We start from the raw sequence: 13,080 nt of genomic DNA on the forward strand, positions 1-13,080 counted from the left end.
AACCGATACCCACTTCGCTCGAAGACGCTCTAGCTTCGGATTTCGATCGGCGTGCCGTTCGGCACCTTCGACCAGATCTCCTGCATCTCCTTGTTGGTGACGGCGATGCAGCCGTCTGTCCAATCCCAGAGATGATGCACCGGCCCCAGCCAGCCCCAGCCGTTTGGCAGGCCGTGGATCATGATGTTGCCGCCGGGCGAGTGACCCGCCGCCTCGGCCGCGGCCTGGTCCGCTTCGTTGGGATAGGAGATGTGCAGGCTGATATGCGCCATCGATTTCGGATTGCGCCAGTCGATGGCATAGACGCCTTCCGGCGTCTTCTGGTCGCCCTCGCGGCGCTTGGGGCCGGCATCGGCGGCGCCGCCGAGCGAAATGCGATAGGTGGCGAGCACGGCATCGCCCTGGCGCAATTCAAGCCGCCGGTCCGACTTGTCGACGATGATCCGGTCGGCCTGCCGCTCGCCAGACGCCATGGACGGCACGGGCCCCGAGCCGATGCGCGCCATGCCGTGGTGATAGCCCAACATGCCGGTGACCAGCACGATGGCGATGGTGGCAACCCGAAACCAGACGCGCACACGAACCTCGAAAACAACCGAAACCGGCGCCATCAAACCGCCAAAGCCATGCAAAGGCTAGCGATTTCGACGGGAAGGCCGCCAAACATTCATTGGTCTCCCGCCTCTGCCGCGCCTCCGAGCATTTCTCGGCAGGCGAAATCGAGGCCCATTTGCGCCCTGGCTCGCCTTCCCGTGTCGGCGCCAATCCTTTAGTGCGTTGCCAGCCATTCGGAAAAACGTTGCGGCGGGCTACCCTTCGCGACATGAGTCGGAGCGACAGGAAAGCGAGAGGCGGATGGTCGATCTGCAACTGAAGCCGGCGCGGCGCGAAAAGCTCGCCGATATCCTTTACGGCCAGATCCTGGAACAGATCGTCTCCGGCACCTTCGCCGCCGGCGACCGGCTGCCGTCGGAAAACGATATCTGCAAGGCGTTCGAAGTGTCGCGGCCGGTGGTGCGCGAAGCGCTGCAGCGGCTGCAGGCGGACGGGCTGGTCATCGCGCGCCAGGGCGCCGGCACCTTCGTCTCGCACAAGCCGCCGGGCGGACTGCTGGCCTCGACGCCGCCGGAGCAGGTCGCCAGCGTGCTGCGCGTCACCGAGGTTCGCATCGCCATCGAGACCGAATGCGCCCGCCTCGCGGCCGAGCGCAGGTCGGACGCCGAACTGGCCGAGATCGAGGCCCGGCTCGGCGCCTTCGAACATGCGCTGCAGTCCGGCGAGGCCGGGCTGGAAGAGGATTTCGCCTTCCACCTCGCCATCGCCAACGCGACCGGCAACGAAGTCTTCCCCGCCGTGCTCGAAAGCCTGAAAGGCCGGATCGAGGACTGGATGCGCAGCGCCCTCAACATGACCCGCCTCGGCTCCGAGCAGCGGCGCCGCACCATCGTCGAGGAACACCGCAACATCTCCGACGCCATCGCCAGTCAGCAGGCCGACCAGGCCGCACTCTACACCAAGTTCCACCTGGTGGAGGCACGCCGACGCCTGACCGACTCCCGCCGGGATCGCTGACCGACTTGTAATTCTTCTTTACAAGACATCCAAGGCCATAGGCCAAAGCTTGATCGGCGCCGTCCTGCCCGCAGACAGGCAGGACGGCGCCGGGTCGATCAGCCCTTCAGCATGCCGTCAATGGCCAGCCTGTCGATCGCGGCGAGCTCGTCCGCGGTAAAGGTCGGCTTGTCGCGGCTCGCCACGGCGTCCTCGATCTGCGAGACCTTGCTGGCGCCGATCAGCGCCGACGTCATGCGGCCATCCCGCATCACCCAGGAAAGCGCCATCTGCGCCAGCGTCTGGCCGCGAGCCCTGGCGATGTCGTTCAGCCCCTTCACCCGCTCCAGGTTCTGCGCCGATAGCGCGCTTTCGCGCAGCGACTGAGAATGACGGACCCGGCTGTCGGCGGGGATGCCGTTCAGGTAACGGTCCGAGAGCACGCCCTGCTCAAGCGGCGAGAACATGATGCAGCCCATGCCCTCCGTCTCCAGCGTGTCGAGCAGACGGTCCTTCTCGGTCCAGCGGTCGAGCATGGAATAGCGCGGCTGGTGGATGACGATCGGCGTGCCGAGCCGGCGCGCGATCGCCGCGGCCTCGGCGGTCTGGGCGGACGAATAGCTGGAAATGCCGACATAGAGCGCCTTGCCCTGGCGGACGATCGCATCGAGCGCGCCGATCGTCTCTTCCAGCGGCGTCTCCGGATCGAAGCGGTGTGAATAGAAGATATCGACATAGTCGAGCTTCATGCGCTTCAGGCTCTGCTCCAGGCTGGCGATCAGATATTTGCGGCTGCCCCATTCGCCATAGGGACCCGGCCACATCAGATAGCCGGCCTTGGACGAGATGATCAGTTCGTCGCGATAGGGCTTGAAGTCGCCGGCCACCATGGTGCCGAAGAATTCCTCGGCCGAGCCGGGAGGCGGGCCGTAATTGTTGGCGAGATCGAAATGGGTGATGCCGAGGTCGAAGGCGCGGTGGCACATCGCCCGCATCGTCTCGACCTTGCCGTCATGGCCGAAATTGTGCCAGAGGCCCAGCGATATCTCCGGCAGCTTCAGCCCGCTCCGGCCCACACGGTTATACTTCATCGCGTCATAGCGATTGGCGGCAGCTTGATAGACCATGGAAAAATCCTCAGGGATGCGCAGCGGGCCAGCCGGATCGAGCCGGCAAGGCGAACGCGCTATGCACCGAAAATCGTCAAACGAAGTGACAATTCTGGGCGCTTGCCGCATCTTCGTCAAGCATCGGGCATCGCCCGCGCATGGCAGGGCTCCCCAGGGCCCGCGTTGCGCGACCCGGCAGGCCATGCGATCAACCGGGCCGGGAAATTCAGGCGGATCGAACCGCCGATCGGGAGGACTGCATGACGACGAAACTCTTCGACCTGACGGGCCGGGTCGCGCTCATCACCGGATCGAGCCGGGGCATCGGCTTCGCCATCGCGCGCGGCCTCGCCGAGGCCGGCGCGACCGTCGTTCTGAATGGCCGCGATGCCAAGACGCTGGAGCCGGCCGCGGCCGAACTGCGCGATGCCGGCCTCAACGCCAGCGCCTCGGTATTCGACGTCTGCGATGCTGAGGCCGTCGCTAGCGCGGTCGACGCCATCGAGCGCGACATCGGGCCGATCGACATCGTCGTCAACAATGCCGGTACGCAGAAGCGCCTGCCGCTCGAGGATTTCACGCTGGAACAGTGGCGCGAGGTGCTGGCGACCAATGTCGATGCGGCCTTCCTCGTCGGCCAGGCCGTGGCGCGCAAGATGATCCCGCGCAAGCGCGGCAAGATCATCAACATCTGCTCGGTGACGAGCGAGCTCGGTCGCGCGACGATCACGCCCTATTCGACCTCGAAGGGCGCGATAAAGATGATGACCAAGAGCATGTGCGCGGAATGGGCCAAGCACGGAATCAACGTCAATGGCATCGGTCCCGGCTGGTTCAAGACCGAGCTGAACAAGGCGCTGGTCGAAAGCGAGAGCTTCCACGCCTGGCTGGCGCAGCGCGCGCCGATGGGCCGCTGGGGAGAAACGCCGGAACTGGCCGGCGCCGCGATCTTCCTCGCCTCCGACGCCTCGAGCTACGTCAACGGCCACATCCTCTATGTCGATGGCGGCGTGACGGCCGTGGTGTAGGGCGGAGGGGCGCAGCGGGGCGCACGAAGCGGGCAAGCAAGCCCCACGCTCGCCGTCATCCTCGCGAAGGCGTGGATCCATCCGGCCGGAATACAGAGCCGAGCAAACTCCCGGCGGCACGGCTGAATGGATCCCGGGTCTCCGCCCGGGATGACGCCGGTGGGTTGGTGGGCGCGGGGGCACCTCGCCAAACGAAAAGCCCCCTCACCCCTCGTAGCGCGCTTCCATCAGGTCGAGTTCGCGCACCAGCTTGCGCGCCGTCTCGCTGCCGATCTTGCGGGTGCGCAGCAGGCGGTAGATCGTCATGCGCTCTGCCTTCAGCGCGGCGACGCGCAGCCGCGCCTCGATCGCCTCGATCTGGCGGGCCAGGGCCGCATCCTCGCCGGCGCGCGACTGCGCCTCGATGCGGGCGCGGTAGAGATCCATGATCCGCGCCGCGGCCGCGACGTAGAGATCGGCATCCGACTTGCCTTCCGCCAGTTCGTGCTGCACGCGCTCGACCTCGGCGATGGCAGCCTCCGCCGCCGCCATCCGCGCCCGGTCCTCCTCCGCCCGCTGGCCTGTATTGGTTTCCAGATGCAGGCCATGCAGAAGCAGCGGCAGGCCGATGCTGGCGGCGACCAGCGACAGGATGATCACGCCCATCGCCAGGAAGATGGCGAGGTCGCGCGCGGGAAAGGGCGAGCCGTCGTTCAGAACCAGCGGCAAGGTCAGCACGCCGGCGAGCGTGATCGCGCCGCGCACGCCGGCCAGCGACATCGCCACGACGAAGCGCCAGCTGGGCCGCTCGATGACGATGCCGCGCCGCCGCGCCCGAAACAGGCTGAAGCCGAGCGACACCCAGGCCCAGGCGAAGCGGAGCACCGCCAGCGCCAGGTTGATCGCGAGCACATAGATCAGCAGCCAGCCGGGATCGTGATGGCCGGTCAGGCGGACCGTTTCGGCGGCGCTGCGCAGGATCGCCGGCAATTGTTCGCCGAGCAACACGAAGATGATGCCGTTGGCCGCGAACTGGATCATGTCCCAGACGGTGCTGCGGCGAACCCGCGTGGTCGCCATGGCCTGGCCGGAAGCCTCGCTGAAGCTCATGGTCACGCCGGCGGAAACCGCCGCGAGGATGCCGGAGCATTCTAGATGCTCTGCCAGCAGATAGGCGGCGAACGGGATCAGCAGGCTGATCAGGATCTGCGAGCCGGTGTCCTCGCCATAATGGCGCGCCATCCAGTTCTTGGCGGCGTTGATGATCGTGGTGACCACGAAGCCGACGCCGAGGCCGCCCACCGCCACCCAGACGAAATCCGCCGTCGCCTCGTAGAGCGAGAAGGTTCCCGTCAGCGCGGCGGCGACGGCAAAGCGCAGGCAGACCAGGCCCGACGCATCGTTGAGCAGCGACTCGCCTTCCAGGATGTTCATCATGCGCTTCGGGATCGGGACACGCGCGGCGATGGCCGAGACCGCGATCGGATCCGTCGGCGACAGCACCGCCGCCAGTGCGAAAGCGACGGCAAGCGGCATGGCCGGGATCATGGCATGGATGAACAGCCCGACGCCCAGCACCGTGAAGACCACCAGGCCGAAGGCCAGCGCCAGGATCGTCTTGCTGTCGCGGACCAGCTCTTCCTTAGGAATGCGCCAGCCATCCAGGAACAGCAGCGGCGGCAGGAACAGCAGGAAGAAGATGTCGGGATTGAGCGTGACCTGGAAATCGCCGATCAGCCCGATCGCACCGCCCAGCGCGATCTGGACCAGCGGGCGAGGGATCGGCAGTCGCAGCATGCGCGAGAGATACTCGCTGACCACCACGGCAAGCAGCAGCACGAGAACGATGGTGATGGTTTCCAAGGGATGCTGGATCCTGACTTCGCGGCCGAAGCCGATATACTGCGACGCATCGCACTTCGCCAAGGAACCGTTTCAGTTCGACTTTTTCGCGACCGCCGGGCGCCAAATTGCGAAGGCAGGCTGGTTATAGTTCCGGGCGATATCATGAATGTTACAGCGGGCGTCGCCGACTGGCGCGAGACCCGCTCGGAGGAGGAGGAACCCGTCCGATGCTCTACGCCATCCTTTGCTATCATTCCGAAGAGGTCGTCACCGGCTGGACGAAGGAGGAAGACGACGCGGTCATGGCCCGCCTGCACGGTGTGCACGAGACGCTCGCCCGCAACGGCCAGCTGGGCCCGACCGCGCGGCTGCATCCGACCAAGGCCGCCACGACCCTCCTGAAGAACCAGGACCGGGTGATCGACGGCCCCTATGCCGAGACCAAGGAGCAGCTGCTCGGCTTCTATGTCGTCGACGTCGCCGACCGCGAAGCCGCGCTTGCGGTTGCGCGCGACCTGACCCGCGCCAACCCCGGCGGCGCCTACGAGCTTCGCCCGATCTCGCTGTTCATGCCCGGCACGCTCGGCGAAGTGGAAGAGACGGCCCCCGCCTGATCGTCCGCCCGGACGCCCGATCCGGAAGCCGCGCGGTGACGCGCGGCCTCTCGGCTCGATCAGTTCTTGAGCCGGTATCCGGTCTTAAAGATCCAGGTGATGATGCCGAGGCATACCGCCAGGAAAACCAGGGTCATGATGACGCTGATGCCGACATGGACGTCGGCGGTGCCGAAGAAGCTCCAGCGGAAGCCACTGACCAGATAGACGACCGGATTGAGCAGCGCGATCTTCTGCCAGACCGGCGGCAGCATGGTGATCGAATAGAAGCTGCCGCCCAGGAAGGTCAGCGGCGTCACGATCAGCAGCGGCACCAGCTGCAGCTTTTCGAAGCCATCGGCCCAGATGCCGATGATGAAGCCGAACAGGCTGAAGGTGACGGCGGTGAGCACCAGGAACAGCAGCATCCAGAAAGGATGCTGGATCTCAATCGGCACGAACAGGCCGGCCGTCGCCAGGATGATCAGGGCGAGGATGATCGACTTCGTCGCCGCCGCGCCGACATAGCCCATGACGATCTCGAACGGCGCCACCGGCGCGGACAGCACTTCGTAGATGGTGCCGGTGAATTTCGGGAAGTAGATGCCGAAAGACGCGTTGGAAATGCTCTGCGTCAGCAGCGACAGCATGATCAGCCCTGGCACGATGAACGAGCCGAAGGTGACGCCGTCGATCGCCTGCATGCGCGAACCGATCGCCGCGCCGAAGACGACGAAGTAGAGCGAGGTGGAGATCACCGGCGCGATGATGCTTTGCAGCACGGTGCGGCCGGCCCGCGCCATCTCGAAGAGATAGATCGCGCGCATTGCGTAAAGATTCATGACCGCTCACTCACCAGGCTGACGAAGATCTCTTCCAGCGAGCGCTGGCTCGTCTGCAGATCCTTGAAATGGATACCGGCCTTGCCGAGCGCGCCAAGCACGTCGGCGATGCCCTTCTGCTCGGCATCGGCGTCATAGCTGTAAATCAGCTCGTTGCCGCCAGCGCCGAGGGCAAGGCCATAGTCGCCGAGGCCGTCCGGAATGGCGTGAAGCGGCTCCTGCAATTGCAGCGTCAGCTGCTTCTTGCCGAGCTTGCGCATCAGCTCGGCCTTTTCCTCGATCAGGATGATCTTGCCGCGATGGATGACGCCGATCCGGTCGGCCATCTCCTCGGCTTCCTCGATATAGTGGGTCGTCAGGATGATGGTGACGCCGCTCTCGCGCAGCTGCCGCACCACTTCCCACATGTCGCGCCGGAGCTCGACATCGACGCCGGCCGTCGGCTCGTCGAGGAACAGGATCTCCGGCTCGTGCGACAGCGCCTTGGCGATCATCACGCGGCGCTTCATGCCGCCGGACAGCGTGCGCAGCCGGGAATCCTTCTTGTCCCACAGCGACAGCTCGCGCAGGATCTTTTCGATATGGGCCGGGTTCGGCGGCTTGCCGAACAGGCCCCGGCTGAAGGTGACGGTCGCCAGGACGGTTTCGAACGCGTCGGTCGTCAGCTCCTGCGGCACCAGGCCGATGCGGGAACGGGCGGCGCGGTATTCGGTGACGACGTTATGGCCATCGGCCAACACGGTGCCGGTCGACGGATTGACGAGGCCGCAGATGATGCTGATCAGCGTCGTCTTGCCGGCGCCGTTCGGGCCGAGCAGCGCAAAGATCTCGCCCCGACGGATGTCGAGGGTCACGCCTTTCAGCGCCTCGAAGCCTGACGCATAGACTTTCGAGAGATTCGCGACGGAAATGATGTTTTGCATGGCGCCGATAATAGCCGAGGCAGTCGGCATTTCGGCGAGATTTATGCAACAGCGCACTCAAATTTCAGGGCGCGGCTACATCCTTGACCGGCGGGCGCTTGGGATATTCGTGCCGCGGCGGCAGCCAGTGATGCAGCGAGGCGACGCCGACGAGGCCGATGCTGCCGCCCAGCACGACGCCGAGCAGCGTGCCGCCCTGGATGGTCGAGGTGGCGGCGAGGATGGGAATGGCGCCTGCCGGCGGATGGGTGATGCGCAGCATCGACATCAGCGCGATGGCGACACCGACGCCGGCCGCCGCCGCGACCCAGGCGCCGGGAAAGAAGGCGAGCGCCAGCAGCGTCACCAGCGTGGCGACGAGATAGCCGCCGATCACATTGGCCGGCTGCGCCAGCGGGCTCGCCGGATGGCCGAACAGCAGCACGGCCGACGCGCCGAACGGCGCGATCAGGAACGGCTCATGCGTCAGCGCCGCCGCCGCGCCGACCGCGCCAATGCCGATGGCGCCGCCGAGACCGGATTTCAGATGCGTCAGCGTATTGCCGGAGCGCACTTCATGGCGGGTGACGAAAGGACGAAGGCGGCGGGTCATGGGGCTGCTGTGCTGGAAAGATCGGGCGCCCGGAGAATGGGCTTGCTTTTCTAGGCGAAGATTGGCGAAAAAACGAGCAATCCTCGCCTAGAAAAGCGGCGCTTCGCAGAAAACCCCGGCTGTCGTGGCGCCGGACGCGGCAGGCTGGCAAATCCGGGCTATCCACAACCTCTCCGCACGCGCGAGGCCTGAAAGATTCTGGAAAGCAGGAACGCCTAGACTCGAGCCCGGCGGAGGTGATGTTCCGTCCGGCCGCGTCGGAGGGCGATGCCGCGATCCAACTGCACCGAACCCACCATGCGCTGGCGCCTGATCCGCATTCTGTTTCTGATCTATGTGGCATGGGCCATCTTCGCGCTGCTGCTCGTGCCGCTGAGCGCGTTCGGAATGGTGGCGGAAAATCCGCTGGCCGCCGTGCTGGGGCTGGTGCTCGGACTGCCCTGGAGCGTGCTGCTCACCTGGTGGATCGACAGTTCCAGCCCGATCGTCAACTTCCTGCTGCTCGCCCTGGCGCTCGCCATCAATGGCGGCATCCTGCGCTACCTCTCCCGCCGTCCGCGGCCGAAACCGCCGGAGGAAGAGGATGACGACGAGGAGGAAGAGCTGGAGGACGACGAAGACGATCCGGACGCGGATCTCGACGATGACTGGGACGAGGATTGGGAAGAACCGGAACCGCCCCGCCCGCGGCGCCGGTAACGGGATCCGGCTGGGGCCTTCGCGGTTCGGGAAACCTTGGCGCAACCTTAAAAACTGGGATCCGGCCTCAGGCGCATGGACGCGCCCGTCGCCCCGGCGAAGGCCGGGGCCCATGAACACCGGCCCAGAAAACCCTGGCAAGCCTCTCTCCGGCAGGCCCGTGCGTATGGATCCCGGCCGTCGCCGGGATGACGGCCGAGCCGGACATGGCTCTGATCCTGCTGAAATCTTCGTGGCTCGGCCCAGCGTCACACCAGCCTCGACATGCTGAGGAGGGGTGGAGAGGGCGGCGCCCCCCCCCTCCCCTAGAACGCCAGTTGGACCTTCATGGCGCGCTTACGGTCGCCGGCCGTCTCGAACGCCTCGCGCGCATCCTCGATGCCGAAGCTGCCGGTGAGCAGCGGGCGCAGGTCGACCTTGCGCGCGTCGATCAGCTGGACCGCCAGCGGGAACTCGTCATGGAAGCGGAACGAACCCGTCAGCGAAATCTCCTTCGCGACGACGACGTTCTGCGGCAGGGACAGCTCGCCGCCGAGGCCGACCTGGACGATGGTGCCGCGCGGCCGGACCACGTCGAGGCCGGAGCGCAGCGCCCGCTCATTGCCGGAACATTCGAACATCACGCCGATGCTGCCCTTGTCGACGGCGAGTGCGGCCAGCGCCTCGGGCTCGCGCGCCATGTTGATGGTGCGGTCGGCGCCCAGTTCGCGGGCGTAGGCGAGCGGCTCGTCGACGACATCGGTGACGATGATCTCGGCCGCGCCATGAAATCGGGCGGCGGCGACCGTCAGCGCGCCAATCGGACCGCAGCCGGTGATCAGCACGCGCTTGCCGAGCAGCGACGGCGCGCGCGACAGGGCATGCAGCGTCACGGCGAAGGGCTCGGCCATCGCCAGTTCGGCGACCGAGGCCTTGTCGCCCTTCTCGCACTGGCTCGCCATGCAGACCAGTTCCTGCCGGAACGCGCCCTGGATGTGCGGCATCGGCATGGCGCTGCCATAGAAGCGCATGCTGAGGCACTGGTTCGGCAGGCCCTCATAGCAGTAGCGACAGGCGCGGCACGGACGCGACGGGTTGACGGCGACACGGTCGCCCGGCTTGACGCGGGTGACGTCCGGCGCGACGGCGGAAACGGTGCCGGCCACCTCATGGCCTAGGATCATCGGCTCGCGCAGCTTCACCGTACCGAAGCCGCCATGCTGGTAATAGTGTAGGTCCGAGCCGCAAATGCCGCCGGCCTCGATACGGACGGTGACCTCGCCAGGCCCCATCGCCCCGACCTCCCGCTCCTCGATCCTGAGATCATGGGCGGCATGAATGACGACGGCGCGCATCGGTTCTCTCCCTCGGCAGGCTTTTTGTTATCGATATCAGGATCCCGCCCCAGTGCAAGTCAGCCCGGCTCCAAGACACGGCGCCGGCGCCGGACCAGCTTGACAGCCCCTTGTTATCGATACCAACCTATCTCAACGACCAATCAAAAATGCTCTGGGGAGTGATCGCGTGAACCTGTTCGATCTCAGCGGGCGACTGGCCCTCGTCACGGGCGCCAGCAAGGGCATCGGCTATGCCGTGGCGGACGCGCTCGCCTCGGCCGGCGCCCGCATCGTCCTCAACGCCCGGGACGAGACGCGGCTGGAGCAGGCGCGCGCCGAACTCGCGGCCAAGGGCTATGACGTCCGCACCGCCGCCTTCGACGTCACCGATCCCGACGCGGTGACCGCCGGCATCGAGGCCATCGAGACCGACATCGGCCCGATCGACATCCTCGTCAACAATGCCGGCATGCAGCACCGCACGCCCCTGCAGGACTTCCCGCTCGAGGCGTGGCGCAAGATCGTCGCCACCAATATCGACAGCGTCTATCTGGTCGGCCAGGCGGTCGGTCGCCGCATGATTCCGCGCGGACGCGGCAAGATCATCAATATCGGCTCGGTGCAGAGCGAAATGGCGCGGCCGGGCATCGCCCCCTATACCGCGACCAAGGGCGCCGTGAAGATGCTGACCAAGGGCATGGCGACCGACTGGGCCCGCTACGGCATCCAGGTCAACGGCATCGGCCCCGGCTATTTCAAGACCGAGCTGAACGCCGCCCTCGTCGCCGACGAAGCTTTCTCCGGCTGGCTCGCCAACCGGACGCCGGCCGGGCGCTGGGGCGACGTGCAGGAACTGGCCGGCGCCGCGATCTTCCTCGCCTCCGACGCCTCCAGCTTCGTCAACGGCCACATCCTCTATGTCGATGGCGGCATCACCGCCAGCCTCTAGCGACCGCTAAGTGCGCGGCCGGTTCGCTGGCCGCGCTTGACAGGCCTAAGATTGTTATCGATAACAATAATAACCGGACACAGAGCCGGACGATGCGATAAGCGGTGACCGCGCCGCATCCAGGAGGGAACACCATGATCGACGGAGGGGTCCTCCGCTTCGACGATGTCGCCAAGTCATTTGGCGGCACGCGAGCGCTGAAGGGCGTCAGTTTCGAGGTGGCGCGCGGCGAGGTCGTGGCGCTGCTGGGCGAAAACGGCGCCGGCAAGTCGACCTTGATCAAGATCCTCGGCGGCATTTTTCGCGCCGATAGCGGCCATGTCACCATCGGCGGCGAACCCTACCGGCATCGCGCCCAGGCGCGCGGCGAACGCCAGAAGGTCGCCTTCATCCATCAGGATCTCGGCCTCGTCGAATGGATGACCGTGGCCGAGAACATGGGCCTTGCCCAGGGCTTCGCCGGCCGCGGCGGCAAGCGCGGCCTGATCGACTGGAAAGCGACTGAGCAGCGCGCCGCGACGGCGCTGGAACTGGTCGGCTGCGACCTCGACCCCACGACCCGCGTCCATGCGCTGAGCCGCACGGAAAAATCGCTGGTCGCGATCGCCCGCGCGCTGGTGGTCGATTGCGACTTCCTCGTTCTCGACGAACCCACCGCCAGCCTGCCGGCCGATGAGGTGGAGCGCCTGTTCGAGGCAATCCGCCGGTTGCGCGCCCGGGGCGTCGGCATGATCTACGTCTCGCACCGGCTCGACGAGATCTTCCGCATCGCCGACCGTGTCGTCGTAATGCGCGACGGCCTCAAGGTCGGCGAGAAGCCGGTTTCCGAAACGACCCCGGACGAGCTGGTCAGCCTGATCGTCGGTTCGACGACACTGGAGCTGTTCAAGAAGGGCGAGCTCGGTTCTGGCAAGGTCCGCGTCGTCATCCGCGACCTGGAGACGCCCTCCGCCGGGCCGGTCAGCTTCGATATCCGACAGGGCGAACTGCTCGGCCTCGTCGGCCTGCGCGGCGCGGGTCAGGAAGAGATCGGCCGCGCGCTGTTCGGCGCCGCGCCGCATCGCGGCACGATCGAGATCGACGGCCAGGCGCCGGACCTCTCCTCCCCGCGCGCCGCGCTCCAGTCCGGCATCGGCCTGGTGGCGCGCGACCGCACCGAGGAATCCGTCGCCTTCTCGCTCTCCGTCCGGGAAAACGCCTTCCTCAACCCGGCCGCCATCGGCCGCGGCCTGCTCTCCTATCTGTCGCCCCGCGCCGAGGCGCGCCAGGCGGTCGAACTCGGCGCCTCTGTCGGCCTTCGCCCCAACGATCCCGATTTGCCGATCGAAGGGCTTTCCGGCGGCAACCAGCAGAAGGTCGTGGTCGGGCGCTGGCTCGCCACCAACCGCCGCCTGCTGATCGCCGAGGACCCGACCGCCGGCGTCGATGTCGGGGCCAAGGCCGAGATCTACCGGCTGATCGCGCAGGCGCTGGAAAAGGGCCTCGCCGTCGTCGTCGTTTCGACCGATTTCGAGGAAATCGCCCATATCTGCCATCGGGCGCTCGTCTTCAACCGGGGCAGGATCATCGCCGAACTGACCGGCCCTGCCCTGACCACGCAATCGGTGATCACCGCGGCCTCCGCGTCGGAAGCAGCCTAGAACCCTTCGTTTAG

General features: G+C 66.3%; 13 protein-coding genes. 6 read left to right on the forward strand and 7 right to left on the reverse strand.

All coding sequences use genetic code 11. From position 1 onward, the window contains the following. Window positions 1-29: 29 nt before the first annotated feature. Window positions 30-527 carry a murein L,D-transpeptidase family protein gene (locus ACHMWQ_RS21370; protein ID WP_396309506.1) on the reverse strand — a complete coding sequence of 166 codons (498 nt, stop codon included), beginning with the start codon at window positions 525-527 and terminating at the stop codon, window positions 30-32. A gap of 328 nt (window positions 528-855) precedes the next feature. Between ACHMWQ_RS21370 and ACHMWQ_RS21375 the strand changes: the two genes are divergently transcribed. Beyond that, a complete protein-coding gene (locus ACHMWQ_RS21375; protein ID WP_396309006.1) occupies window positions 856-1,572 on the forward strand; it encodes a FadR/GntR family transcriptional regulator in 717 nt (238 codons plus the stop codon). A 98-nt stretch (window positions 1,573-1,670) separates the two neighbouring features. Here ACHMWQ_RS21375 and mgrA read toward each other — a convergent pair whose 3' ends face one another. Next, window positions 1,671-2,678, reverse strand: a complete 1,008-nt coding sequence (mgrA, locus tag ACHMWQ_RS21380; protein WP_396309007.1) for an L-glyceraldehyde 3-phosphate reductase — start codon at window positions 2,676-2,678, stop codon at window positions 1,671-1,673. Between the two features lie 242 nt (window positions 2,679-2,920). On the opposite strand from mgrA, the gene ACHMWQ_RS21385 reads away from it, so the two are divergent. Next, window positions 2,921-3,688 (forward strand): glucose 1-dehydrogenase, encoded by a 768-nt coding sequence (locus tag ACHMWQ_RS21385; RefSeq protein WP_396309008.1) that lies wholly within the window; start codon window positions 2,921-2,923, stop codon window positions 3,686-3,688. 204 nt (window positions 3,689-3,892) lie between these two features. Here ACHMWQ_RS21385 and ACHMWQ_RS21390 read toward each other — a convergent pair whose 3' ends face one another. Then, a complete protein-coding gene (locus tag ACHMWQ_RS21390; RefSeq protein ID WP_396309507.1) occupies window positions 3,893-5,530 on the reverse strand; it encodes a Na+/H+ antiporter in 1,638 nt (545 codons plus the stop codon). A gap of 209 nt (window positions 5,531-5,739) precedes the next feature. Here ACHMWQ_RS21390 and ACHMWQ_RS21395 point away from each other — a divergent pair, with 209 nt between their 5' ends. After that, entirely contained in the window at window positions 5,740-6,126 is a 387-nt protein-coding gene (locus ACHMWQ_RS21395) for a YciI family protein (RefSeq protein WP_396309009.1), read from the forward strand. Window positions 6,127-6,185: 59 nt separating this feature from the next. On the opposite strand, the gene ACHMWQ_RS21400 is transcribed toward ACHMWQ_RS21395, so the two are convergent. The 3 genes from ACHMWQ_RS21400 to ACHMWQ_RS21410 all read right to left on the reverse strand — a co-directional run bounded on the left by ACHMWQ_RS21400 (window position 6,186) and on the right by ACHMWQ_RS21410 (window position 8,462). Beyond that, complete coding sequence (locus ACHMWQ_RS21400; RefSeq protein WP_354550815.1) at window positions 6,186-6,947, reverse strand: ABC transporter permease; 762 nt, start codon at window positions 6,945-6,947, stop codon at window positions 6,186-6,188. Beyond that, a complete protein-coding gene (locus tag ACHMWQ_RS21405) occupies window positions 6,944-7,870 on the reverse strand; it encodes an ABC transporter ATP-binding protein (protein ID WP_354550816.1) in 927 nt (308 codons plus the stop codon). The genes ACHMWQ_RS21400 and ACHMWQ_RS21405 overlap by 4 nt, the downstream gene beginning before the upstream one ends. Window positions 7,871-7,934: 64 nt before the next feature. After that, complete coding sequence (locus tag ACHMWQ_RS21410) at window positions 7,935-8,462, reverse strand: HPP family protein (protein ID WP_354550818.1); 528 nt, start codon at window positions 8,460-8,462, stop codon at window positions 7,935-7,937. A gap of 267 nt (window positions 8,463-8,729) precedes the next feature. Between ACHMWQ_RS21410 and ACHMWQ_RS21415 the strand changes: the two genes are divergently transcribed. Beyond that, the gene (locus ACHMWQ_RS21415; protein ID WP_354550819.1) at window positions 8,730-9,161 is read left to right on the forward strand and encodes a hypothetical protein; all 432 of its coding nucleotides are present in this window, start codon (window positions 8,730-8,732) and stop codon (window positions 9,159-9,161) included. A 305-nt stretch (window positions 9,162-9,466) separates the two neighbouring features. On the opposite strand, the gene ACHMWQ_RS21420 is transcribed toward ACHMWQ_RS21415, so the two are convergent. After that, entirely contained in the window at window positions 9,467-10,495 is a 1,029-nt protein-coding gene (locus tag ACHMWQ_RS21420) for an L-idonate 5-dehydrogenase (protein ID WP_396309010.1), read from the reverse strand. Window positions 10,496-10,664: 169 nt separating this feature from the next. Here ACHMWQ_RS21420 and ACHMWQ_RS21425 point away from each other — a divergent pair, with 169 nt between their 5' ends. After that, window positions 10,665-11,426: an SDR family oxidoreductase gene (locus tag ACHMWQ_RS21425; protein ID WP_354550821.1), complete on the forward strand. Its 762-nt coding sequence runs from the start codon at window positions 10,665-10,667 to the stop codon at window positions 11,424-11,426. Window positions 11,427-11,560: 134 nt separating this feature from the next. Beyond that, window positions 11,561-13,066, forward strand: a complete 1,506-nt coding sequence (locus ACHMWQ_RS21430; protein WP_396309011.1) for a sugar ABC transporter ATP-binding protein — start codon at window positions 11,561-11,563, stop codon at window positions 13,064-13,066. Window positions 13,067-13,080: the final 14 nt, after the last annotated feature.

Source organism: Kaistia sp. UC242_56 (assembly GCF_044452255.1).
GTDB lineage: Bacteria > Pseudomonadota > Alphaproteobacteria > Rhizobiales > Kaistiaceae > Kaistia > Kaistia defluvii_A.